This window comes from Pedobacter sp. PACM 27299, assembly GCF_001412655.1.
In the GTDB taxonomy this organism is placed as follows: Bacteria; Bacteroidota; Bacteroidia; order Sphingobacteriales; family Sphingobacteriaceae; genus Pedobacter.
In genome coordinates, this window is record NZ_CP012996.1 from 4,631,776 (window position 1) to 4,654,281 (window position 22,506).

25 protein-coding genes are annotated in these 22,506 nt (G+C 39.9%); 13 read left to right on the forward strand and 12 right to left on the reverse strand.

The window, feature by feature from the left end; all coding sequences use genetic code 11:
* Window positions 1-28 precede the first annotated feature (28 nt).
* The 4 genes from AQ505_RS19520 to mce all read right to left on the reverse strand — a co-directional run bounded on the left by AQ505_RS19520 (window position 29) and on the right by mce (window position 2,309).
* A complete protein-coding gene (locus AQ505_RS19520; protein WP_062549725.1) occupies window positions 29-1,195 on the reverse strand; it encodes a putative sugar nucleotidyl transferase in 1,167 nt (388 codons plus the stop codon).
* Window positions 1,196-1,266: 71 nt separating this feature from the next.
* Window positions 1,267-1,515, reverse strand: coding sequence for a type B 50S ribosomal protein L31 (locus tag AQ505_RS19525; RefSeq protein ID WP_062549726.1), 249 nt, complete (start codon window positions 1,513-1,515; stop codon window positions 1,267-1,269).
* Between the two features lie 95 nt (window positions 1,516-1,610).
* The gene (locus AQ505_RS19530; RefSeq protein ID WP_062549727.1) at window positions 1,611-1,898 is read right to left on the reverse strand and encodes a hypothetical protein; all 288 of its coding nucleotides are present in this window, start codon (window positions 1,896-1,898) and stop codon (window positions 1,611-1,613) included.
* Between the two features lie 3 nt (window positions 1,899-1,901).
* On the reverse strand, window positions 1,902-2,309 hold the full coding sequence (gene mce / locus AQ505_RS19535) for a methylmalonyl-CoA epimerase (protein ID WP_062549728.1): 408 nt from the start codon (window positions 2,307-2,309) through the stop codon (window positions 1,902-1,904).
* Between the two features lie 124 nt (window positions 2,310-2,433).
* Here mce and AQ505_RS19540 point away from each other — a divergent pair, with 124 nt between their 5' ends.
* The 6 genes from AQ505_RS19540 to AQ505_RS19565 all read left to right on the forward strand — a co-directional run bounded on the left by AQ505_RS19540 (window position 2,434) and on the right by AQ505_RS19565 (window position 8,704).
* Window positions 2,434-3,645, forward strand: a complete 1,212-nt coding sequence (locus AQ505_RS19540) for an IscS subfamily cysteine desulfurase (RefSeq protein WP_062549729.1) — start codon at window positions 2,434-2,436, stop codon at window positions 3,643-3,645.
* 65 nt (window positions 3,646-3,710) lie between these two features.
* Window positions 3,711-4,124 carry a Fe-S cluster assembly scaffold IscU gene (gene iscU, locus AQ505_RS19545; RefSeq protein WP_062549730.1) on the forward strand — a complete coding sequence of 138 codons (414 nt, stop codon included), beginning with the start codon at window positions 3,711-3,713 and terminating at the stop codon, window positions 4,122-4,124.
* 60 nt (window positions 4,125-4,184) lie between these two features.
* Window positions 4,185-4,511, forward strand: coding sequence for a HesB/IscA family protein (locus tag AQ505_RS19550; protein ID WP_062549731.1), 327 nt, complete (start codon window positions 4,185-4,187; stop codon window positions 4,509-4,511).
* A 115-nt stretch (window positions 4,512-4,626) separates the two neighbouring features.
* Window positions 4,627-6,534, forward strand: coding sequence for an AMP-dependent synthetase/ligase (locus AQ505_RS19555; protein WP_062549732.1), 1,908 nt, complete (start codon window positions 4,627-4,629; stop codon window positions 6,532-6,534).
* Between the two features lie 149 nt (window positions 6,535-6,683).
* Window positions 6,684-8,405 (forward strand): lysine--tRNA ligase, encoded by a 1,722-nt coding sequence (lysS, locus tag AQ505_RS19560; RefSeq protein WP_062549733.1) that lies wholly within the window; start codon window positions 6,684-6,686, stop codon window positions 8,403-8,405.
* 86 nt (window positions 8,406-8,491) lie between these two features.
* Window positions 8,492-8,704, forward strand: a complete 213-nt coding sequence (locus AQ505_RS19565) for a hypothetical protein (RefSeq protein WP_062549734.1) — start codon at window positions 8,492-8,494, stop codon at window positions 8,702-8,704.
* Between the two features lie 46 nt (window positions 8,705-8,750).
* Here AQ505_RS19565 and AQ505_RS19570 read toward each other — a convergent pair whose 3' ends face one another.
* Window positions 8,751-9,290 carry a hypothetical protein gene (locus AQ505_RS19570; RefSeq protein ID WP_062549735.1) on the reverse strand — a complete coding sequence of 180 codons (540 nt, stop codon included), beginning with the start codon at window positions 9,288-9,290 and terminating at the stop codon, window positions 8,751-8,753.
* 121 nt (window positions 9,291-9,411) lie between these two features.
* Between AQ505_RS19570 and AQ505_RS19575 the strand changes: the two genes are divergently transcribed.
* Together AQ505_RS19575 and ung are read left to right on the forward strand one after the other, a co-directional pair.
* A complete protein-coding gene (locus tag AQ505_RS19575; protein ID WP_231634939.1) occupies window positions 9,412-9,927 on the forward strand; it encodes a thioredoxin family protein in 516 nt (171 codons plus the stop codon).
* A gap of 21 nt (window positions 9,928-9,948) precedes the next feature.
* The gene (ung, locus tag AQ505_RS19580; RefSeq protein WP_062549737.1) at window positions 9,949-10,626 is read left to right on the forward strand and encodes a uracil-DNA glycosylase; all 678 of its coding nucleotides are present in this window, start codon (window positions 9,949-9,951) and stop codon (window positions 10,624-10,626) included.
* A 92-nt stretch (window positions 10,627-10,718) separates the two neighbouring features.
* On the opposite strand, the gene AQ505_RS19585 is transcribed toward ung, so the two are convergent.
* Window positions 10,719-11,189, reverse strand: a complete 471-nt coding sequence (locus tag AQ505_RS19585) for an Lrp/AsnC family transcriptional regulator (RefSeq protein ID WP_048906633.1) — start codon at window positions 11,187-11,189, stop codon at window positions 10,719-10,721.
* A 137-nt stretch (window positions 11,190-11,326) separates the two neighbouring features.
* Here AQ505_RS19585 and AQ505_RS19590 point away from each other — a divergent pair, with 137 nt between their 5' ends.
* From AQ505_RS19590 to smpB, 3 genes are all read left to right on the forward strand, one after another.
* Window positions 11,327-11,980, forward strand: a complete 654-nt coding sequence (locus AQ505_RS19590; RefSeq protein WP_062549738.1) for a metal-dependent transcriptional regulator — start codon at window positions 11,327-11,329, stop codon at window positions 11,978-11,980.
* 1 nt (window position 11,981) lies between these two features.
* Window positions 11,982-13,844, forward strand: a complete 1,863-nt coding sequence (locus tag AQ505_RS19595) for an Nramp family divalent metal transporter (protein WP_062549739.1) — start codon at window positions 11,982-11,984, stop codon at window positions 13,842-13,844.
* Window positions 13,845-13,940: 96 nt separating this feature from the next.
* Window positions 13,941-14,390: an SsrA-binding protein SmpB gene (gene smpB / locus AQ505_RS19600; RefSeq protein WP_182961031.1), complete on the forward strand. Its 450-nt coding sequence runs from the start codon at window positions 13,941-13,943 to the stop codon at window positions 14,388-14,390.
* A gap of 16 nt (window positions 14,391-14,406) precedes the next feature.
* Here the strand turns inward: smpB and AQ505_RS19605 are convergent, their stop codons facing one another.
* From AQ505_RS19605 to AQ505_RS19615, 3 genes are all read right to left on the reverse strand, one after another.
* Window positions 14,407-15,063 (reverse strand): protein-L-isoaspartate(D-aspartate) O-methyltransferase, encoded by a 657-nt coding sequence (locus tag AQ505_RS19605; RefSeq protein WP_062549740.1) that lies wholly within the window; start codon window positions 15,061-15,063, stop codon window positions 14,407-14,409.
* Between the two features lie 85 nt (window positions 15,064-15,148).
* Complete coding sequence (gene priA, locus AQ505_RS19610; protein WP_062549741.1) at window positions 15,149-17,626, reverse strand: replication restart helicase PriA; 2,478 nt, start codon at window positions 17,624-17,626, stop codon at window positions 15,149-15,151.
* Window positions 17,627-17,628: 2 nt separating this feature from the next.
* A complete protein-coding gene (locus AQ505_RS19615; protein ID WP_062549742.1) occupies window positions 17,629-18,018 on the reverse strand; it encodes a DUF423 domain-containing protein in 390 nt (129 codons plus the stop codon).
* 92 nt (window positions 18,019-18,110) lie between these two features.
* On the opposite strand from AQ505_RS19615, the gene AQ505_RS19620 reads away from it, so the two are divergent.
* Both AQ505_RS19620 and AQ505_RS19625 read left to right on the forward strand, forming a co-directional pair.
* A complete protein-coding gene (locus AQ505_RS19620; protein WP_062549743.1) occupies window positions 18,111-19,673 on the forward strand; it encodes a hypothetical protein in 1,563 nt (520 codons plus the stop codon).
* A gap of 55 nt (window positions 19,674-19,728) precedes the next feature.
* Window positions 19,729-21,132, forward strand: a complete 1,404-nt coding sequence (locus AQ505_RS19625; protein ID WP_062549744.1) for a DUF5723 family protein — start codon at window positions 19,729-19,731, stop codon at window positions 21,130-21,132.
* 30 nt (window positions 21,133-21,162) lie between these two features.
* On the opposite strand, the gene tsaB is transcribed toward AQ505_RS19625, so the two are convergent.
* The 3 genes from tsaB to AQ505_RS19640 are packed head-to-tail and all read right to left on the reverse strand — an operon-like array spanning window position 21,163 to window position 22,483.
* The gene (gene tsaB, locus AQ505_RS19630; RefSeq protein WP_062549745.1) at window positions 21,163-21,846 is read right to left on the reverse strand and encodes a tRNA (adenosine(37)-N6)-threonylcarbamoyltransferase complex dimerization subunit type 1 TsaB; all 684 of its coding nucleotides are present in this window, start codon (window positions 21,844-21,846) and stop codon (window positions 21,163-21,165) included.
* Window positions 21,847-21,870: 24 nt separating this feature from the next.
* A complete protein-coding gene (gene yidD / locus AQ505_RS19635) occupies window positions 21,871-22,104 on the reverse strand; it encodes a membrane protein insertion efficiency factor YidD (protein WP_062549746.1) in 234 nt (77 codons plus the stop codon).
* Window positions 22,088-22,483, reverse strand: a complete 396-nt coding sequence (locus tag AQ505_RS19640) for a ribonuclease P protein component (protein ID WP_062551124.1) — start codon at window positions 22,481-22,483, stop codon at window positions 22,088-22,090. The genes yidD and AQ505_RS19640 overlap by 17 nt, the downstream gene beginning before the upstream one ends.
* Between the last annotated feature and the right edge of the window lie 23 nt (window positions 22,484-22,506).

Sequence of the window (22,506 nt, forward strand, 5' to 3'; positions counted from 1 at the left end):
TTCAATTCTGCTGTTTTTTTAGTGATAATTAACTCCTGTATGACTTAGTCAATTCAAATACAGCGGTTAATATATTTCTTTCTACTTCTTCAAAAGGTAAGTTCCTGCGTTTTAAAACCTGTTCCGCAGTCTCAAACATCTTGTCGAGGCGATACGTTTCAAATCCCTGAGCCCCGCCCCATGAAAAATCAGGAAGAAAGGTTTTAGGAAATCCTGCACCAAAAACATTGGCTCCTACCCCGATCACCGATCCGGTATTGAACATGGTATTGATACCACATTTCGCATGGTCGGCCATGATCATTCCACAGAACAGCAATCCTGTTTCCCGGAAATCATCCTGAGTGTAGTCCCAGATTTTTACAGGCGCATAGTTATTCTTCAGATTGGAATTATTGGTATCTGCACCAATATTACACCACTGCCCCATTACGGAATTACCCAGATAACCTTCGTGACCTTTAGAGGAATATCCCCAGATTACTGCGTTATTGATCTCTCCACCAACCCTGCTAAATGGCCCAATAGTTGTCTGTCCGTAGATTTTAGCCCCCATCTTGACCTGAGAATCATGACAAAGTGCAAAAGACCCGCGAATGTGTGCACCTTCCCAAATCTGGCTGTTCTTCCCAATATAAATTGGTCCGTTTAAACTATTTAGGGTGGCACATTCAGCTCCACCACCTTCTTCTACAAAAACCTGGTCTCCAAGTATCACGTTGGTACTGCTCAATATTGCGGAAGAACGGCCTTTTGTCAGTAAACTAAAGTCTTTTCTCAGTTCTATATCATTGTTTTTAAAAATATCTTCCGGATGGAGGATTCTGATAATCGAGGGCTCATAAGCGACAGATTTCAGCGCATTCAGCTCCTCTGGAGAGGTTCCGAAAGGCGCGCGATAAGCAAGCAACAAGTCTTCTTGTTTTAACACTTCACCATCACGCAAACGATCTATTGCTTCCAGTAAGCCTTCGTCAGGACATACCGATCCATTGATGGATAAGCTGGCATCTGGCTGTGCTGGATATTTAACAGAAAGATAAGGAACGGTGAGATAGCCGGTCTTCGCATTTAAATGCTGCTCCCATTTTTGAGCTATGGTTAAAATTCCGACACGGAGGTCGGCAACCGGTCTTGTGAAAGATAGCGGACGTAAAGATGCCCAGGCATTATCATCAAATAAATTGATTGTCATAAGCAACAAAAATAAAAAAAGTCCCGAAGCAACAGCACCGGGACTTTAAAATAATTACTTTTTTGGTAGAATTACTTCTTAGCGTAACGAGTTTTAAATTTATCGATACGACCAGCTGTATCTACTAACTTCATTTTACCAGTATAGAAAGGGTGTGAAGTATGAGAAATCTCTAATTTGTATAGAGGGTATTCGTTACCATCTTCCCATTTGATGCTTTCTTTAGTATCTACACAAGATTTCGTTAAGAAAGAGTACTCATTTGACATATCTTTAAATACTACAAATCTATAGTTTGATGGATGCAGATCTTTTTTCATGATGCTTTTATATTATTATTTCCTTATTTCTCGCTTATTTTTAAGGTTGCAAATATCCTAAAATTATTTTTCATTAGCAAGGAAGTCATGAAAAATTATCTACTATACTTTTTCCGGGTCTCAATTTTCTCTTTTTGCCGTCTTAAATAGGCATCAGCAATGACTTCAGCAGAAGGGAGTTCGGAATTACTGATCAAAAGACTTTTTAATTTCTCCTCATCTACGTCTGTCCGGTACAAGATGTTCATCATTTTGGAGATGTCATTATCGAGCAGATACGCAAAAGCCTGTACCAATCGTTCCCTGATTTGTGCTTCTGTCCAGATTTCCTCGACTTCAAAGTCTTTCCCTATTATGCTGGTCAATGCTTTTAAAGCTTCCATTTTTTATAGCGCTTTAATCTCCTGACACAATTCTACCAATACCCCGTTTGTCCCTTTCGGATGAAGAAAACACACCAGTTTATTATCGGCACCCCGCTTAGGCTGCTCGTTTAAAAGCACAAAACCGTCATTTTTTAACCGTTCCATCTCCACCAGAATATCTTCCACATCAAAAGCAATGTGATGAATACCCTCTCCTTTTTTCTCGAGGAACTTTGCAATCGGACTTTCCGGATTACTCGCAGACAGCAATTCAATTTTATTGGGTCCAACCTGAAAAAACGCAGTATTTACGCCTTCAGAAACTACCGCTTCTTTTTTATAACAAGCAGTATTTAACAATTTCTCATAAAGATCACAGGAAAAATCCAGGTCTTTTACAGCAATACCAATGTGCTCTATCTTTTTCATAATTGCTTAAACGGTTAGAAAAATGTAAAAATGCAGGTTTTACCTATACGGTCATAGCTATTATTTATAATTGTTGGCATTCTTTTTTCGTACATTTGTCTATTATTAAGAATAATTACATACGATGGAACTTCCTATTTACTTAGATAACAATGCAACTACTCCTCTTGATCCAAGGGTATTAGAAGCGATGCTACCATATTTCACCAACAAATTTGGTAATGCTGCCAGCCGTAACCACGCTTTTGGATGGGTGGCAGAAGAAGGTGTTGACTACGCTCGTGAACAAGTGGCGAAACTAATTGGCTGTACTGATAAAGAGATCATCTTTACTTCAGGTGCTACAGAAGCAGACAATTTAGGTATCAAAGGAGTTTACGAAATGTATCAGGACAAGGGTAATCATATCATTACCGCTACTACTGAGCACAAAGCAGTTTTAGATGCTTGTAAACACCTGGAAAAATTAGGTGCTAAAGTAACTTACTTACAAGTGAAAGCTGACGGTCTGATCGATCTTCAGGAACTTGAAGCTGCAATGACTGAACAAACGATTTTAGTAACCATTATGTATGGTAACAATGAAATTGGCGTCATTCAGCCAGTTAAAGAAATCTCTGCAATTGCTCATAAACATGGTGCATTGTTCATGACTGATGCGACACAAGCTGTAGGAAAAATTCCTGTAGACGTAAACGCTGATGGTATTGACTTAATGGCATTTTCAGCACATAAAATGTACGGCCCTAAAGGTGTTGGTGCATTATATGTACGCCGTAAAAACCCAAGGGTTAAAGTAACTGCACAAATCGATGGTGGTGGTCATGAGCGCGGCATGCGTTCAGGAACATTAAATGTACCTGGTATCGTTGGTTTAGGTAAAGCATGTGAACTTTGCCGTTTGGAAATGGATGAAGAAGCAAAACGTTTATCTGCATTAAGAGATAAATTAGAAGGCGCTTTATCTCAAATGGAAGAAAGTTATGTAAATGGTAACACAGAACACCGTTTGCCGCATGTAGCTAATATTTCCTTCAAATATGTAGAGGGTGAAGGCTTAATGATGTCAATGAAAGACCTTGCCGTATCTTCGGGATCTGCTTGTACTTCCGCTTCATTAGAACCTTCTTATGTATTGAAAAGCTTAGGTCTTTCTGATGATTTAGCACATTCTTCTATCCGCTTCGGATTGGGTCGTTTCACGACTGAAGAAGAAATTGATTTTGCTATTGAGCATACTAAAGCAGCAGTAAATCACTTAAGAGAACTTTCTCCACTATGGGAAATGTTTAAAGAAGGAATTGACTTAAGTAAAATTGAATGGGCTGAGCACTAAGCCCACCCATTAATAAACAATATTTAAATACAATCCCCGGAGACGGAGATTTGGAGGAAAACAAAATGGCATACTCAGAAAAAGTAATGGAACATTATACCAACCCTAGAAATGTTGGTACTTTAAATAAAGATAGCAAGAATGTAGGAACAGGATTAGTTGGCGCACCTGAGTGCGGTGACGTAATGCGCCTGCAGATTGAAGTAGATGACAACAATGTGATCACAGATGCAAAATTCAAAACCTTTGGTTGCGGATCTGCAATTGCTTCTTCTTCTTTAGCTACAGAATGGTTAAAAGGAAAAACTGTAGATGAGGCTTTGACCATCGACAACATGGACATCGTGGAAGAATTGGCGTTACCGCCAGTAAAAATTCACTGTTCAGTATTGGCTGAAGATGCGATCAAATCTGCAATCAATGATTACCGTGTTAAAAACGGTATGGAGCCAATTGCAATGCCTAAATCTCATCACTAATTTCAATCATAGTTTGGCAGGCAGTTTGATTTGTTTTGCTAAACTTTAATTTTTAAAACGATGATTACGATAACCGATAAAGCAAAAAGCAAAATTGATCACCTGATGCAAGATGCGCAGATGGATGATACTTATTTTTTGCGCGTCTCTGTAAAAGGTGGAGGTTGCTCTGGTTTATCATACAATTTAGATTTTGATAACGAAGAGAAAACCGGAGATCAGTTTTTCGAAGACAGAGGAATCAGGATAGCATTAGACATGAAATCCTTCCTTTATCTTGCCGGCACTGAACTTGACTTTTCAGATGGTTTAAACGGAAAAGGATTCAATTTCCATAACCCTAACGCAAGTCGTTCTTGTGGTTGTGGCGAGAGTTTCTCTGTTTAATTCCTAAACCTTATTGATTTAAAAGGGCACTGATGTGCCCTTTTTTCATGAACTGATTTTTTCTTTACAAAGAAAAGTTTATCATTGTTCCTCCAATCAAACAAAATAAATTAACATGGTAACATTTAATGAGTTTTCTACTGTCCCAAGTCTCTTGAGAAATGTGGTGGAAAACATCCATAAACCAACCGAGACTTTTCTCATTCATAAAAAGAATGCAGACTGGGAAGAAATCTCTTTTGAAACCACACTGGAACGTGCAGATGCTGTAGCTTCATTTTTCCTGGATAAGGGAATTGTAAAAGGAGATCGGATGGGTTTAATGATCGAAAACTCTCCGGATTATGTTTATTACGACCAGGGGATCCAGCAGATTGGTGCGATTAACGTCTCTATCTACCCTACGCTCTCTGAACAGGAAGTCACCTATATCATCAATGATTCTGGAATCAGAGCCATTCTGATCGGCAATCCTTTCCTCTATAAAAAAGTAACAAAAATAGCAGAGAACTGTAAAAAACTGCAATACATCATACCAGTTTTTGCAGATTATCAAAAGATTCCTTTACCAGAAGGAATGAAAGCAGAAGTAATTCCTTTTTCTGCGCTATTGGAAAGTCCGGTAAGTGAAGAAAGAGCCGCCGAGATTACCCGCATCCGGGAATCACTGCGCCCTGCTGATACTTCTTCACTGATTTATACTTCCGGGACTACCGGTACCCCAAAAGGCGTGGTTTTATCGCACAACAACTTTGTACAAAACGTAAAAGTCTGTTTACAGCAAATTCCTATCATCGACGAAACGGAAACCTTTTTATCTTTCCTACCCCTGTCTCATGTTTTTGAGCGTACGGCAACTTACCATGTTTGCTGTGCACAGGGCTGTAAAATTGCTTATGCACAAAGTTTAGAGTTGCTGGCCAAAAACATGGCAGAAATTAAACCAACGGTGATGAGCTGCGTGCCTCGTTTATTAGAAAGAATCCATGACAAAGCCATCAAAAGCGGCACAGCTGGCGGTGGGTTAAAAGCAAAGATTTTCCTTTGGGCTTTGGACATCGGACAACAATACCGTGCTGAAAAAGAAGCAGGCAGAAAGCCCGGCTTGATCTTATCCGCCAAAAAAGCAGTGGCTGAAAAACTGGTATTCAGTAAAATTAAAGAGAAAACCGGTGGCCGCTTAAAGTTCATGTTATCCGGCGGTGCTGCATTACCTAAAAATGTGGGTGAGTTTTTCGGAAACCTGGGAATTAAAGTGCTGGAAGGTTTTGGCCTAACAGAGACTTCACCGGTAATGGCGGTAACGGAATACGATAGACAAGTTTACGGAACTGTTGGCCGTGTCATTCCAGGAATTGAAATTGGCATTCAAAATGTAGAAACTAAAGAAATCATCAATATCCAAACGCATGAAACCTTCCAGGAGGATTTTGAATGTGCAGAAGGTGAAATCATTGTCCGAGGACATTGTGTGATGCAAGGCTATTTTAACAAGCCTGCAGAAACCGCAGAAGCCATTGATAAAGAAAATTGGTTCCATACTGGCGACATTGGTCGCTTTTACAAAGGAAATCTTCAGATCACTGACCGTTTAAAAAATATGATCGTCAATGCTTACGGTAAAAATGTATACCCTACTCCGGTAGAAAACATTTACCTGAAAAGCCCTAAGATCGAACAATTGTTTCTTATTGGAGATAAAAGAGAGTATTTAACAGCGATCATTATTCCAAATAAAGAAAGCTTACAGGAAGAGTTCCAATTGACAGAATCCTTTTTCCAACAACCGCAGTTATTTATTGAAGATAAAGAAATCGTGGACTGGATGGCTAAAGACATCAAAAAACTCTCAAATGAGCTGGCCAAGTTTGAGCGCATCAAAAACTTCAAAATCAAAAGAAATCCTTTTAGCATTGAAGATGGAGAGCTGACGCCAACCATGAAAGCGAAAAGAAAAGTAATTGAAAACAAGTACGCTGCTAACATCGACGAGATGTATCAGGAAGAAGTAGAGACAGATTAATCCTCATTTTAGAACAAATGTGATATTAATACCTCCTTTAATCGTTTAAAAACCTCACAAATCACTATTTTTGTGAGGTCACAGAATTCTGTGAATATTATCAGCATAAAATAAACCTTTTCCGGCATGATGCCGGACAGATCACAAATATGAGTACAGGACTATCAGAACAAGAGTTGTTGCGTAGAAATTCGCTAAACCAACTTCGTGAATTAGGGATCGATCCCTACCCTGCTGAAGCATTTGAAATCAATGCCCATGCCGCAGATATTTTAGCTAACTACGAAAGAGATAAGACTGCATATAAGAACATCAGCATTGCAGGCCGTATCATGACCCGCAGAATTATGGGGAGTGCTGCCTTCGTGGAATTGCAAGATTCGACAGGAAGAATACAAGTTTATTTAAAAAGAGACGAATTGTGCCCTGATGAAGACAAAACCTTATACAATACCGTATTCAAGAAGTTATTGGATCTGGGCGACTTTATAGGCGTAAAAGGCTATGTTTTCACTACCCAGACTGGTGAGATCTCTGTACACCTTACTGAATTTAAATTATTATCAAAATCCTTAAAGCCTCTTCCAGTAGTGAAACGCGATGAGGAAGGAAATATTTACGATGGTTTTACGGATCCTGAATTGCGCTACAGACAGCGTTATGTGGATCTTACGGTAAACCCTGGATTCAAACAAATTTTCATCAACCGTTCAAAAGTCATCAATACGATGAGAAACTACTTTGATGAACAAGGCTGGATGGAAGTTGAAACTCCGATTCTTCAGCCAATCCATGGTGGTGCAGCAGCGCGTCCATTTGCGACTCACCACAACACCTTGGATATGCCTTTATACCTACGTATTGCGAATGAGCTTTACCTGAAAAGGTTAATCGTAGCTGGTTTTGACGGCGTTTATGAGTTCGGTAAAATGTTCAGAAATGAAGGTATGGACCGTACGCATAATCCAGAATTCACCTCTATGGAAATCTATGTAGCTTATAAAGATTATATCTGGATGATGGCTATGGTAGAAGACTGTCTGGAAAAAATCACTGTGGCTATTCACGGAAAAGCAGAAATTGAAGTGGGTAAACACAAGATCAATTTCGAAGGTCCTTATGAAAAACTGACTATGTATGAATCTATCCAAAAATATACCGGAATAGATGTATCGGATATGACAGAAGATCAGATCAAAGAAGTTTGTAAAAGCCTGAATATTGAAATAGACGCCTCTATGGGTAGAGGAAAACTAATTGATGAGTTGTTTAGCGAAAAAGTAGAAGCCAACCTGATCCAGCCTACATACATCACGGATTATCCTTTGGAAATGACACCGCTTGCTAAAAAGCACAGAAGCAAAGAAGGTCTGGTAGAAAGATTTGAGCTGTTTGTAAACGGTAAAGAAATTGCCAATGCTTACTCAGAACTCAATGATCCTATTGATCAGAAAGAACGTCTGATCGACCAATTGAAACTGGCTGAAAGAGGTGACGATGAAGCCATGGCTATGGATGATGATTTTATTCGTGCATTGGAATATGGTATGCCTCCAACCTCAGGATTAGGAATCGGTATCGACAGATTGGTGATGTTAATGACGAACCAGTCTACCATTCAAGAAGTTTTATTCTTCCCTCAGATGAGACCAGAGAAAAAAGCGAAAGTAACTACTGATGAAGATTTCGTAAACGCAGGTGTTCCAGCAGAATGGGTACCAGTGATCAGAAAGATGAACATCAATACCATTGAAGAGTTGAAAGCCGCGAACCCAAATAAGGTTTTTAATGACTTAGGTGGAATGCGCAAGAAACTAAAGTTGGAATTAACGATGCCTTCAAAAGAGGCTGTGGAAGCTTGGTTTGCTTAACAAACACATAACATAAACTTAAAGGCTTGCTGCATAATATGTAGCAAGCCTTTTTTAATTTAGGATATATTTAAAACCTAGAAATTATGTACAGTTCAAGCTTAGAAATCACAGACAACGAATACTGCATTAAGCTCAATAAAGAAGACTTTGACTTGACTTTAATCCGTCAGCTGATCACCAGGATCCAATCGGAGCAATTGTTCTTCAGCAAAAAGAAAGACGATATGGAAGATGACATCATCAGCAGAGCCAATCAAGACAGCTATGAGAATTTCGACAGACTAAGTGAAAAATAAAAAGCCACATTTTCGTGTGGCTTTTTACTCATTCCTTTAATATTTTCTATTTGTACCTTACTTGCTGCTGTCTGTCCATCATGCCCATCTGATCTTTCATCTGTTTGATCTGGTCAGCAAGTAATTTATTCTTATCGGCTTTTTTCGCTTCTGCTAAATACATCTGCGCTTCTCTTTTATTTCTCTTTCCCATTGCAATTCCCGCAAGGCTTAACTTAGCCAATGCGATGTTGTGGTCCATGGTCATTCCTAAAGTCAGTGCTTTCTTGAAATACTTCTCAGAAGCCATTGGTGCTTTTCTGGATTCAATTAAACCGATCAGCAAATTGTAATAACCGTGCTGTGCTCTGATTAATTGTTTTTCATAATCAGTGATTCTTCTTAAGAAAACTTCCGATTTCGGCATGTTGTCCTTTCTCAAATACCACTGTGCAAGCAACATATTCTCATTGAAGAAGTAAGTTACCAGGATTAAAAGACTGATGAAAAATGCTAAAATTCCCCATCCCCATAAACCGAAGACCATTAGGGCGATGGCCCCTCCTAACACTGCGAAACCTATAATAAGGCGAACTATATTTGGCATATTCCTTTTAAATTATTTTTTGCAAATATCGTGTTTATATCACAAAAAGCAGATTTAATTTATAATTTCAATAAAGAAAAGGAAGATGCTCCCGATCAACCTATAAAACCAACCCAAATCTATGATGAAAAAGTTAATTACCTTTACGCTATTATTATTTGCTATGACAGCCAGTTCACAAGAAATCAATAAGAAAACAAAAGATGCTGCCGGTAATACGACAGGATTGATCAACATCTGCAGCAGAGCGGGTTTACAAGCCTTGCCAGAGATGCAGCACAGATATGACGTCGAATATCCAGCCTATCAGCCGGACGCAAATACGATCCTTGCCTTGCAGCCTCTAATGAAAGGTAAAAAGATCACCATTGTAATGGGCACCTGGTGCGGTGATAGTCAGCTGCAGGTCCCTCATTTTTACAAAATACTGGATGCCTTACATTTCAAGGAACAAGACATTACCCTGATTTGTGTAGACCACAGCAAACAAGCCGAAAATGGGCTGATCGATGGCATGAACATCAGTCATGTCCCTACTTTTATGCTTACTGAAGAAGGAAAAGAACTGGGCCGCATCACAGAATCACCAAGAGCAACACTGGAAAAAGATATGTTGAGTATCTTCGCGAAAAAATAAAATATGTTTATTGATATAGATATGCCACTGAATTTAGATAAGAGCTGGCTAACCCATTTGGAGCCAGAATTTGACAAAGCCTACATGAAAGCTTTGAAAACATTTTTACTGGAAGAAAAAGGACAGGGTCATGAGATCTATCCTAAGAGCACAGATGTATTTAATGCCTTAAACCATACACCATTTGACCAAGTGAAGGTGGTGATCTTGGGGCAGGATCCTTATCATGGACCAGGCCAGGCACATGGCCTTTCATTTTCCGTGCAAAAGGGAGTCACAGTTCCACCTTCCCTAAAAAATATTTATAAAGAATTGAGTACAGATATTGAGGGGTTCAAAACCCCTGACCATGGAAATTTGACCCAATGGGCAGATCAAGGAGTACTCTTACTAAATGCCACGCTCACAGTTAGGGCAAGAACAGCGGGTTCCCACCAGAAAAGAGGATGGGAAACCTTTACTGACACCATCATTAAAGAATTATCAGCAAAAGGAACCGGATTGATTTTCATACTCTGGGGCGCCTATGCGCAAAAGAAAATTGCCTTGATAGATACAAGTAAACATACCGTGATTACTTCGCCTCACCCCTCTCCTTTTTCAGCTTACAATGGCTTCTTTGGCAGCAAGCCATTTTCAAAAACCAACGCACAATTGATCAAAGAAGGGAAAACTCCAATCAACTGGCAAATCAGTTAAAAACCAAAAGAGCTGAGACAAAATATGGTCTCAGCCCTTTTAACCTTAAAACAGGAGCTATCCCGTCTCTGCTAATTGAATAGGAAGTGTTTTTAGTATTCCAAAGGAACAATTGGTTCTTTCTTCGTCGTAGACATGATCATCATGGTCTGGAAAGTTTTCACTACAGAGATCTTACTGATCTTATCCATAATCAAACGTTCATACGCTTTGATATCATTCACATATACCTTCAACAAAAAATCTGCTTGCCCGGTTACATGGTGACATTCTGTGATTTCTTTAATTTGATTTACTTCATCCAGAAAAATCTGAATCGTGTTGTTCTTATGAAAATCCAATTGAACCTGGATGAAAGTTTTTATTCCTAAACCTAGCTTCTCTTCATCTACCAAGGCATGATAACTTTTTATGAAACCCGACATTTCCAGTTTTCGCACCCTTTCTAAGGTAGGTGCCGGAGAAAGTCCGATTTCCTGGGATAAAAGAAGGTTGGTAATCCTACCGTTTTCTTGCAATAGTTTCAGTATTTTAAAGTCTGTTTTATCTAGTTCTGCTGCCATCTGTGTTTAAAATATGATCAAAGGTAGACTACCAACGTAAAAACACCAAATTTTATTCTAAAAATCGTACAAATAATTGTAGTTTATTTCTCTTTATTTTTTTAGATTTGTCTAAACATTTAGTTAGATACACAAAAATGCAATCATTCACCGAAGAGAACTACCTGAAAATCATCTACCATTTATCGGAGAACAATGAAGAGTCGGTACAGACCAATGCGATTGCTGAAAAAATGCAGACGAGGGCTGCTTCCGTAACCGATATGCTCAGAAAGCTTTCAGAAAAGGAATTGATCCTTTATAAAAAGTATCAGGGTGCACGTTTAACTCCCGCCGGCCGACAAACCGCGATCAATGTGATCAGGAAGCACCGCCTTTGGGAAGTCTTTTTAGTGGAAAAACTAAATTTTAAATGGGATGAAGTTCATGACATTGCCGAAGAGCTTGAGCACATCAATTCTCAGGAGCTGGTAGAGCGGCTGGATGAATTTCTGGCATTCCCAAAAAATGATCCCCATGGTGATCCGATTCCAGACAAAAACGGAAATTTCGATTTCGTTCCATTTATAAAGCTCAGTAAGCTTAAAAAAGACGACCGTGGTCTGATCATGGGCGTAAGTGAACATTCTTCTGCTTTTTTAAAGCACCTGGAGAAATTGGGCCTTACGTTAGGGAAATCATTAACCATTAGTACCATCAATGAATTTGATGGATCCGTAGAAATTATTGTAGAAGAAAAGAAAATAAGTGTCACCAGAGAAATAGCCAAGCACATACTCATCAGGATCTAAAATGAAGCATTCCGAATCTCTAAGCGAAGTAAATCAAAGTGTAGACACCAGCAAACGCAAAGGCTGGCGTCGTATTTTATCATTTATCGGCCCTGCATACTTAGTGAGTGTCGGTTATATGGATCCCGGAAACTGGGCCACCGACATTGCCGGAGGAAGTAAATTCGGATATCAGCTGATCTGGATTCTGTTAATGTCAAATCTGATCGCTCTGCTCCTGCAATCTTTGAGTGCCAGACTGGGTATCGTTAGAGGACTGGATTTAGCCCAGGCTTCAAGAAATGCTTATCCTAAATGGATCAATATTCCATTGTTCGGACTTGCGCAAACCGCGATCATCGCCTGTGATCTGGCAGAGATCATTGGTATGGCCATTGGTTTACAATTATTATTCGGGCTGCCTTTAATCTGGGGAATCAGTGTGACTATTCTTGACACCGTCCTGCTGCTGTTTTTGATGAATAAAGGCATGCGTAAAATGGAGGCTTTTATCGTATCCATGGTGTTTATTGTAGGCCTCTCTTTCCTCGTAGAGATGTTTATTGTAGAACCTAACCTAAAAGAAATCGTTAAGGGGCTTGAACCTTCCGTATTGTCAGGTGAAGCCTTATACATTGCGATTGGGATTATTGGTGCAACAGTGATGCCCCACAACCTCTATCTTCACTCCTCTCTGGTGCAGACCAGGAAGTTTGAGCGGGATGAAAAGGGTATCAAAGAAGCCATTAAATTCAATTTCATTGATACTGCAGTCGCCCTAAATCTGGCCTTCTTTGTCAATGCAGCGATCTTGATTCTTGCCGCGGCAGCATTTTATAAAAATGGCTTACATGAGGTTGCAGAGATCCAGGATGCCCACAGACTACTGCAAAACATCTTTGGAGATGTAGCCCCTGCATTATTCGCTATCGCTTTGATTGCTGCCGGACAAAGTTCAACAGTAACCGGTACCCTTGCCGGACAAATTGTGATGGAAGGCCATTTAAAACTGAGAATCCAGCCTTGGTTGCGCCGTTTGATTACCCGTTTACTTGCAATCATCCCTGCTTTTTTTACCATCTTAATTCTCGGCGACAATGCCTTAGGCGGTTTATTGATTTTGAGTCAGGTGGTACTGAGTTTACAGCTGGGCTTTGCAGTGATTCCATTGATTCATTTCACTTCGGATAAGAAAACAATGAAAAGCTTTGCTATCAAACCATGGGTTAAAGTATTGGCCTGGATCAGTTCTATTCTCATTGTGGCACTAAATGTGAAACTAGTAGTAGAAGAAATTAGCAGCTGGACCAGCGACAATCACAGTTGGTACTTATATGTATTGGTCATTCCTGCGGCCATTCTGATCGGCTTATTGTTATTATATGTTTTCATTTACCCACTGCTAAATAAAACGGAAGAAGGACAGCACAATGTACCGCATGGCGATGCACTGGACATAGAAGAGATCGAAAAAATCAATTATTCACGAATAGGTATCACGGTTGATTTCTCAAAAAATGACCGGAACACCATTCGCCATGCCCTGATTCAGGGTGGAAAAAAAGCGGACTACTACCTGATACATGTCGTGGAAACTGCTGTGGCCAGGTATCATGGAAAAGCAGCACTAGATGCAGAAACCTTGAGTGACGGAGAAAACCTGGAAAAATACCGCGCAAATTTAAAAGACCTGGGGTATAAATCCAGTGCTCACATTGGATACGGAGGAACGGTGACTGCTATTGTAGAAATCAGTAAACAGAATGACCTGGAATTATTGGTGATGGGGGCGCATGGCCACCAAGGTATAAAAGACCTGATTTTAGGAACTACAGTGAACTCTGTAAGACATAAAGTAACTATTCCCGTATTAATTGTCCGATAAAATTCAGAAATCCCTATTTCTTTCGGATATTAGCGGTATTCTTATAAAATCCGGCATAGAATTTATCTCTGCCGGGCTTTGTGAAAATTGATACAAATGAAGAACGATATTCAAATTAAAAATAAAAGAGCTTACTTCGATTACCATATTGTGGAAGAATTTAATGCCGGATTAGCCCTTTTGGGAACCGAGATTAAAGCCATCAGACAAGGTAAAGCGAATATGTCCGATGCCTTCTGCATGTTCATAGGTGATGTTCTTTACGTTAGAAACTTACATATTTCCGAATATAGCCATAGCTCTTTCCATCACCACGACATCAAACGTGACCGGGTTTTACTGCTCCATAAGAAAGAACTTAAAAAGTTAAAATTCAGAAGCGAAGAAAAAGGCTATACCATTGTTCCTTTAAGGATTTACACTAACGACAGAGGTTATGCAAAGATTCAGATTGCTTTGGCACAGGGTAAAAAAGAATTCGACAAAAGAGACAGCATTAAAGACAGAGAATCCAAAAGAGAAATGGATCGTGCGATGAAAGAATAAAAGCCTGGAAATTATCCTACCAGGCCTGATCTCCTACTAAAGGAACAAAGCGGAAAGTATCCAGTTCAATCCTATCGTAATCTGTTTCACTGACGCGGATAACGGTCACCATTTTCTGGGTATTTTCATCGCCAACCGGGATCACCAGAATACCGCCTATTTTCAATTGTTTCAATAGCGTTTCAGGAACCCATGGTGCGCCTGCAGTCACGATAATCTTGTCGTAAGGAGCATGCTCCACGATACCCTTAGAGCCGTCGCCGAAGAAAAAGTGTGCATTATATCCCATTCCAGGTAAAACGCGAATCGTATGTCGGTAAATGCTTTCCTGGCGTTCAATCGTATATACGTTGGCACCCAATTCCATTAATACACAAGTCTGATAACCAGAACCCGTTCCAATTTCCAGTACCTGATCTCCTTTTTTAATGTGAAGCAGCTCACTTTGATAAGCTACCGTATAAGGCTGTGAAATGGTTTGTCCATCGCCAATAGGAAAAGCAATGTCCTTATAAGCCTGATTCCAGAAAGTTTCATCAAAGAAAAAATGACGTGGGACTTTCCCGATGGCATCCAGCACCCGCTTATCGGTGATGCCTCTACCTTGAAGATGAGTAACCAATCTCTTTCTCGCTCCCCGCTCCCTATAATTATCTACAAACTTATACGCCATTACCCAAAAATAGCTTTTTGAAATCTAATGTGACCACATAATCGGTGTCAAAATTATAATCCTCACAGTATCAATCGCAATAAAACTAGTAAGGGTCTACATCCACCTGAACAATTGCGCCACGGTACTCCTTTTCTGCCTGAAATTGCAATATAACGTCCTTTAATATCGATTTGACTTTAGTAATGGCTGTATTTTTATCCGTCTTAATAATGATTTGTTTGATGTAATAATTTCTGATTCTACCTACCATTGGCTGCTCTGGTCCGAGTACCCGGCTCCCCAAATGTCCTTTCAAAACATTCGCGAATTTCTGCGCGGCAACATTCAGCAGGTTCATGTCTTTATGCTTGATATTGACAAAAATAACCCTGGTAAATGGCGGATACTGGAATTCTCTTCTCTCACGAATTTCATCTGTATACATTTCCTGGTATTTATTATCAATTACCTGAGTAATGATCCGGTGTTTATCATCATAAGCCTGAATGATCACCTTTCCCTGTTTGTCCCTTCTTCCGGCTCTACCCGCTACCTGTGCCAGCAATTGATAGCTTCTTTCAAAAGCTCTGAAATCCGGATAGTTCAATAAAGTATCGGCATTGATCACCCCGATGAGGGTCACATTGTCAAAATCCAGTCCTTTCGCAACCATTTGTGTACCGATCAGGATATCAGTTTTCTTTTCCTGGAAATCAGAAATGATCTGCTGCAATCCATTTTTCGTTCTGGTACTGTCGACGTCTAACCTTGCTATTTTCGCTTCCGGGAAGATCAGCGTCAGTTCCTCTTCTACCCTTTCGGTTCCAAAACCTTTTTGCTCAATATGTACGGAACCACAAGCCGGACACACATTGATGCTATTTTGATGGTAACCGCAATAATGGCAATGTAACTTGCCGCTGGTTTTATGGTAGGTTAAACTCACATCGCAGCTCACACATTTTGGAGCATAACCGCAAGTTGCACAGATCAGGATTGTGGCATAACCACGTCTGTTTTGAAACAGGATCACCTGTTCTTTTAGCTTCAAAGTATTTTCAATTTCTTCCACCAGCTGACTGGAAAAATAAGAAATCATCTTTTTCTTTTTTGTCTCTTCTGAAATGCTGATGACCTCCTGAATGGGCAGAGCAACTCCCCCAAATCTTTCAGACATCGTCACCAGGCCATATTTTTGGTGTAGCGCATTGAAATAACTTTCAATAGAGGGCGTGGCCGAACCCAATACTACTTTTGCCTTATGTAACCAGGCCAGATACACTGCTGCATCCCTTGCCTGATAACGTGGTGCCGGTTCCTGTTGCTTATAGGAAGATTCATGCTCCTCATCGATGACAATCAGTTTTAAGTTCTGGAAAGGTAAAAACACCGCTGATCTGGCACCTAAAACGATCCGATACTTTCCATTGATCACTTTATTCCAGATTTCTACCCTTTCGTTATTGTTGAATTTAGAGTGATATACCCCAATTGCATCTCCAAAATAACGCTGGATGCGCTCTACAATCTGAGTGGTCAAGGCAATCTCAGGCAGCAGGAATAAAACTTGTCCGCCGTTCTCAATTGCTTTTTCAATCAATCTGATGTATACCTGTGTTTTACCCGAAGCCGTCACCCCATGTAAAAGCACCACATCTTTCTTTTCAAATTCTGTTTCAATTTGTGTCAAAGCCAGCTGCTGGTTTTCGCTCAATTCAAAGTTCAGCACAAAATCCTCGTCCTGCTCTTTGAGTCTGCTCACCGGCTTCTTCTCCATCACAAAAACTTCTTTATCCATCAACGTTTTTAGCGCTGCTGGCCCACAATCGCTCTCTTCCAGCAGTTGTGCCTTCGGAATTGCGCTTTGTTGCCTGGACAGCTTTAAATAAGTCAACAGTGCATTCATTTGCTTTGGAGCGCGCTCTAAAACAGAGAAGAGCTCTTTCAGATTCTCTTCATCCTGGTAAAAGGGATGGAGAGTCACAAAAGATTTTAACAACGGCTTATACTTTTCTATCACCTCTTCGGCAATATAAACCATCTCCTTATCCAGTAAAGTATTGAGGATCGGATACACGGTTTTCTGGCCTAACAAAGCCGATACCTGATCTATTGTCAACCGACCATGCACTTTTAACGCATTGATCAGTGTTTCTTGCTTAAGATTGAGGACTTCACCATCCTGAGGAAATTCTTCTTTCAGCACGATGATCGTTTCACTGGCCAGTTTCAAACCTGCGGGCAATGCCGCCGACATTACTTCTCCTTCATTACAAAGGTAATAGCTCGTCATCCATTCCCAGAACTCCAGCTGTAAAGCGGTAATTACCGGATGTTCATCTACCACATCAATGATGTATTTGGCCTGATAAATTTCCGGAGCCTGCTGGCTGATGCTTTTAATCAGCGCCGTATAAATTTTACTTTTCCCGAACTGAACCACCACACGCTTTCCTACCGCAATCTGATCATTCAGTTCAAAAGGCACCCTATAGATATAATTCTTCGCCAACGACAATGGCAAGATCACTTCGATAAACAGCGTTTCCCGTTCTTCGAATTCCAGTTGACCAGCACTCATCCTTACTTATGATTTGAAGCGGCGAAAAACAAACTTCCCCATCCAAGAATAAACAGCAAGCCACCAATCGGTGTAATTGGCCCTAAAATAGCACCAAAGCCGATATGTGTAATCTCTCTGGTCGCCAATAGATATAGTGATCCTGAGAACAGGATAATTCCGAAAGTAAAGAAATAATAAGCTAGCTTAAGTAACTTAGGTTGGTTCATGCTCAGCAGAGAAAGAAATAATAAAGCGAACGTATGATAAAACTGATATTCCACTCCTTTGCTCCATATTTCCAGGGCTTCAGGGCTGACCTGGCTTTTTAAACCATGGGCACCAAAGGCACCTAATACGACTGCTGTTAATCCAAATAGAGAGGCGGTTAAAATAATAGGTCTGTTGCTCATAAAATCGGCTTTTTTAATCTTCCAAAATTAAGAAACTTGGTTGCATTTTCTTAGTAATCCCAACTTATTAAATTAAATTTGTAAGGACAGCAATGAAAAAGATTCTACTTAGCATCATCGTACTCCTAACGGCCATTATAACCATGGCCTATCTCTATTTTTCTAAATTAAATACGGCTCATGCAGAGTCCGACCTAAGCCTCTATGCCGCAGTTAGTGAATCCGGGTTTATCTTCTCTTTTGAGCAAGATAAAAGCGTACTGGATCTATTAAAAGAACAGGATAATTTCGAGGAAATCATGGGTTCGGAGAAATTCAAATCCCTGCAGTCTTTAAAAAATGGGGTATTATCCTCGCCTGCTTTAAATGCCCTGACGCAAAAACAAATGGTGTATCTGGCCATCCTTCCCGGGAAGGGAAAGGCCCTGGATTTTGTCCTCAGCACACAGAGCGATAAAGACATCAGCAAGATACAACTGTTTCAGGCTTTAAAAATGGCTGCTATTCAGATAGACAGCATTGCCGGTCAGACCAAATTAACTTTGGCCGACAGCAGTATTTTTTATCTAGGGATCAAAGATCATTTGATCCTGCTGTCCAATCGCCCCGAACCTATCAAAACCATATTGACGAAAACTTATGATAAAAAGGACGAAGCCTTTGTGGACTACATTAAATCGGGCAGTAAATTGTCTAAAAATAGCCTGGCGCAGCTGTATATCAATTTCAACCGGATTCCGGCATTGCTTCAACCAATTGTTCCAGGAAAATTGAATGGCGAACTTTCAATCCTGGCTCATCAGGATGCCTTTGCACTATTAACTTACAACTACAGTAAAGAAAGGGTTCTTTTTACAGGAACTACTCAAATCAATACCTCAGACAGTTATTACCAATTATTTTCGGAGGAAAATCCTCAAAAGATGAGCATCCAGAATATTTTACCGGAACGCACGGCTAATTACAGCATATATGCTCTGGATAAATATGACCCATGGCTTAAAAAGCTGGATCATTGGTTTAAGGAACATAAAGAGGAGCAGAAAAGAACAAAACTGGCAGCAGCCATCAATCAGAAATACCACTTAAACCTGGACCTGCTGTTTCCGAAATACTTTCAAAATCAAATGATGACTTTTCAATTGAGTACCGGAGAAAAACTTGGCGCGATTAACCTGAGTAATGGGGACAAATTAGATCAGCTGCTCATTGATTTAAGCGAAGACTACTCCGAAGACCTTAAACTGTTTAAAGAACCAGATCTGCTGTACACTTATTTCGGGATGCCTTTTCAGTCCTTCAAAAAACCGTATTACCTGATCATCGATAATTACCTGGTTTTCGCCAATAACGCCGCTACTTTACAATCTTTCTTAAATGATTACAGGGCGAATAAACTACTGATCAATACGCCGGCCTTCATCCATCTGAACAACCAATTGCCAAATAATTCCAACCTTAATTTTTATATAGACCATCAGAATTCCCACAATTTATTGGCAAAAAATATTTATCTACCATTTTTCAATCAGCTAAATACCGAAAAAGCATTAAAAAATTATGAGTCTTTTGTATATCAATTGACTGGAGATCACGGGAAATTTCAAACCAATCTGCTTATAAACAAATTTATACCGGCTGAAAAAGATTTCTAATATTCTCACCATAAATCATTAATAATCATCAAGTTTGTTAAGCAAATAACAATATGTGTTAAAAAAGGCGTTCTCCGTTTGTATCTTATTACTATTCGCCCTTCAGATAAAGGCGCAGCAATATGGTCTTTTCAATACAAAAACACTCTTTGACGGTTTTGAGAACCCGGCTCAGAAAGTATTTACACTGGATTCATCCCGACAATACGCTTCGAACTTTTTCTTGCCTTATCTGGGGCTGAATGCAGCCAGTAAAGGCAATGGCAATTATATACGCAGGCTCATTACAGAAGGTTCCACCAATTCCAAAGATACTCCATTAGGAGGCAGTTTGAATACCATTTACCAGCAAAGCAATGCCTACCTCCTGACTTTAAAAATATTCAATTCTTATAAATATCAGAAAGAACTTGGCTTTTCCTGGCAGGTCAGAACCGATGCACTGGCCAAGTATACCAATGAAAGTTTAATCATCATTGACGATCCTGACCGGCTAACCAATCAATCTTTCAGGGATGGTATTTTTAATGACAAAGGTTATGCGCAGAGTTATCACCAGTTCAGTGTTACTTACCGCGAAAACTATACAAAAAGACTGGCTTTTGGCGCTAAATTAAGTCTGCTGAGCGGAACTAGTTACAACAAACTGAACATTAAAGAATCCGGAATAGACACTGATGGACCGGCAGGTACCGCTCATGCTATTTTCAAAGGTGCTTACCGCAGTACCTTTATAGATGTGGATGAATTGAGCAGCAATACCTTCATGCCTACTTTCAGAAATCCGGGTGCCTCGATCAGTTTAGGTACTTCTTACCAAAGTAAAAGCGGGTACTTCCTGATGGGAAATCTAAAAGACCTTGGATTCATCAGATGGAATAGTCAATCGTATTATAAGAATGTGAATGCAAAAATCCTGTTGGACGGCAGTCCTGGTGAGGATCAAAGGGTCAAAAATGAGATTACAAACGCCTTGACAAAAAACGCGGATACCGGGGGTTTTTACTCCGCAACCAATGCAAAAATAGATTTTATGGTTTCTAAAAGCTTCGGTGTATGGACGCCTTCTTTTATCGTATCTAAGAACCTGTTTTTTGAAGGTGGTGATGCGGTGATGGTCAATAAATTCAAGTACGATGGCTTTTCTGTAACCGCCAGTCCTACTTATAATTTTCACAATTTATTTTACCTTGGGCTTCAAACCATGTATCAAACCCCAAACTTTGAAGTATTTCTGGGTTCAGATGACCTGCTGAAAACGACCAGTCAGGGGCAGGGCCTCATTAAAAAAGACGCCAGCATTGGTAAAGGCTATAACGGTGCTTCGGTATACCTGGGTGTTGGAATAAAGTTTGGTAATTTTGTAGAACATCCACAAAACAGCAGTACGATGCCAGGTATTGGAGAAGAATCACCAGGATTATTCAAACGCATTTTCAGTATCTTCTCTAAAAAGTAACTATTTTACTTTTCCCGGAAAACAACTATTCTATTTTTTCTTGGGTGTAGTTAATACGAAATCCTTTAGATAAAAGGGTTCAAAATAAGCCACATCTTCAAACTTACCTTGTGTATAAGCCTGCATGGCCAGCTGGCTCATGTTGCCTGCTGAGTTATAATTGGTAATAGAAAAATGCGCATTTTCATGTGTTAATGTTACTGCGCATTTTGCGGCACCGTCGCCAATAAAGGTAACCGGGTTTGCCGTTAATAAGCTTTCAAAGCTTTGTTCATCAATAATTTTCGCTTCTACAGGGGATACGTAATCCAGTTGCGCATCAAAAACTGCAGTGAACACTTCCATTCTTCTGGCATCTATCATAGCGCAGATCAACCCTTCATGAGCTGGCTCGGCTTTCAAAAAACCTTCTGCCATCATTTGTAAAGTATCAATTGCAATCAGAGGCTTGTCTAATGCAAAGCATAATCCTTTTGCCGTAGACACTCCAATTCTTAATCCGGTATAAGAACCTGGCCCTTTACTTACTGCAATCGCATCCAGCTCAGAGAACTTTAATCCTGCAGTATCCATGACTGATTGAATGAATAGCGTAAGGCTTCCCGCATGAATATTACTGGCCATTTCTTCTTTCAGGGCAATGGTTTTCCCATCCTGAGAGATAGCGGCAGAACAAACTTGTGTAGCGGTTTCGATTTGAAGTATGGTAATCATCGGGTTCAATATAAATATTCAGGATTAAGGAACAGGATCATGGCCATGTGCGCCCCAAGGGTGACAACGGCCAATCCGCTTCAAAGTTAACCATCCTCCTTTAAAAGGTCCATGTTTTTTTATCGCTTCTATTCCATATTGGGAACAGGTAGGCGTAAAACGACAATTGGCACCTAATAACGGCGATATAAACCATTGATATAGCTTAATCAGTCCTAAAAAGAACCAACCGATCACCAGTTTAATTGCCCGGATCATTTTTGATATTGCCGATTAACCTTTTCAAAGCAGCTTCCATTTTTTTCTCTAAGAAAGAGAACTCATAGATCTTCTTACCTACATATTGAATAGAAAAGATCAAAAGCTTTTCTGAATCTTCCAATGATGGATAGAGTGCTATGTTCTTTTGCAAACGGTATACCTCACGAATCCGCCTCTTGATCAAATTCCTGTCGACCGCCCTTTTGAAGCGTTTCTTAGGGGCATTGATCACTACCTGAGCAGGGAAACTATGCGGCACATCTACAAAATGATAGGAAATGCGGAATGGGTATAATAAAAAAGAAGAACCGTCTTTAAATAGCAGATCTAAAAGTTTTCTACTACATAACCGTTCTTCTTTATTAAATGTGTTCATGTTTTTGATCGCAAATTTGCAGA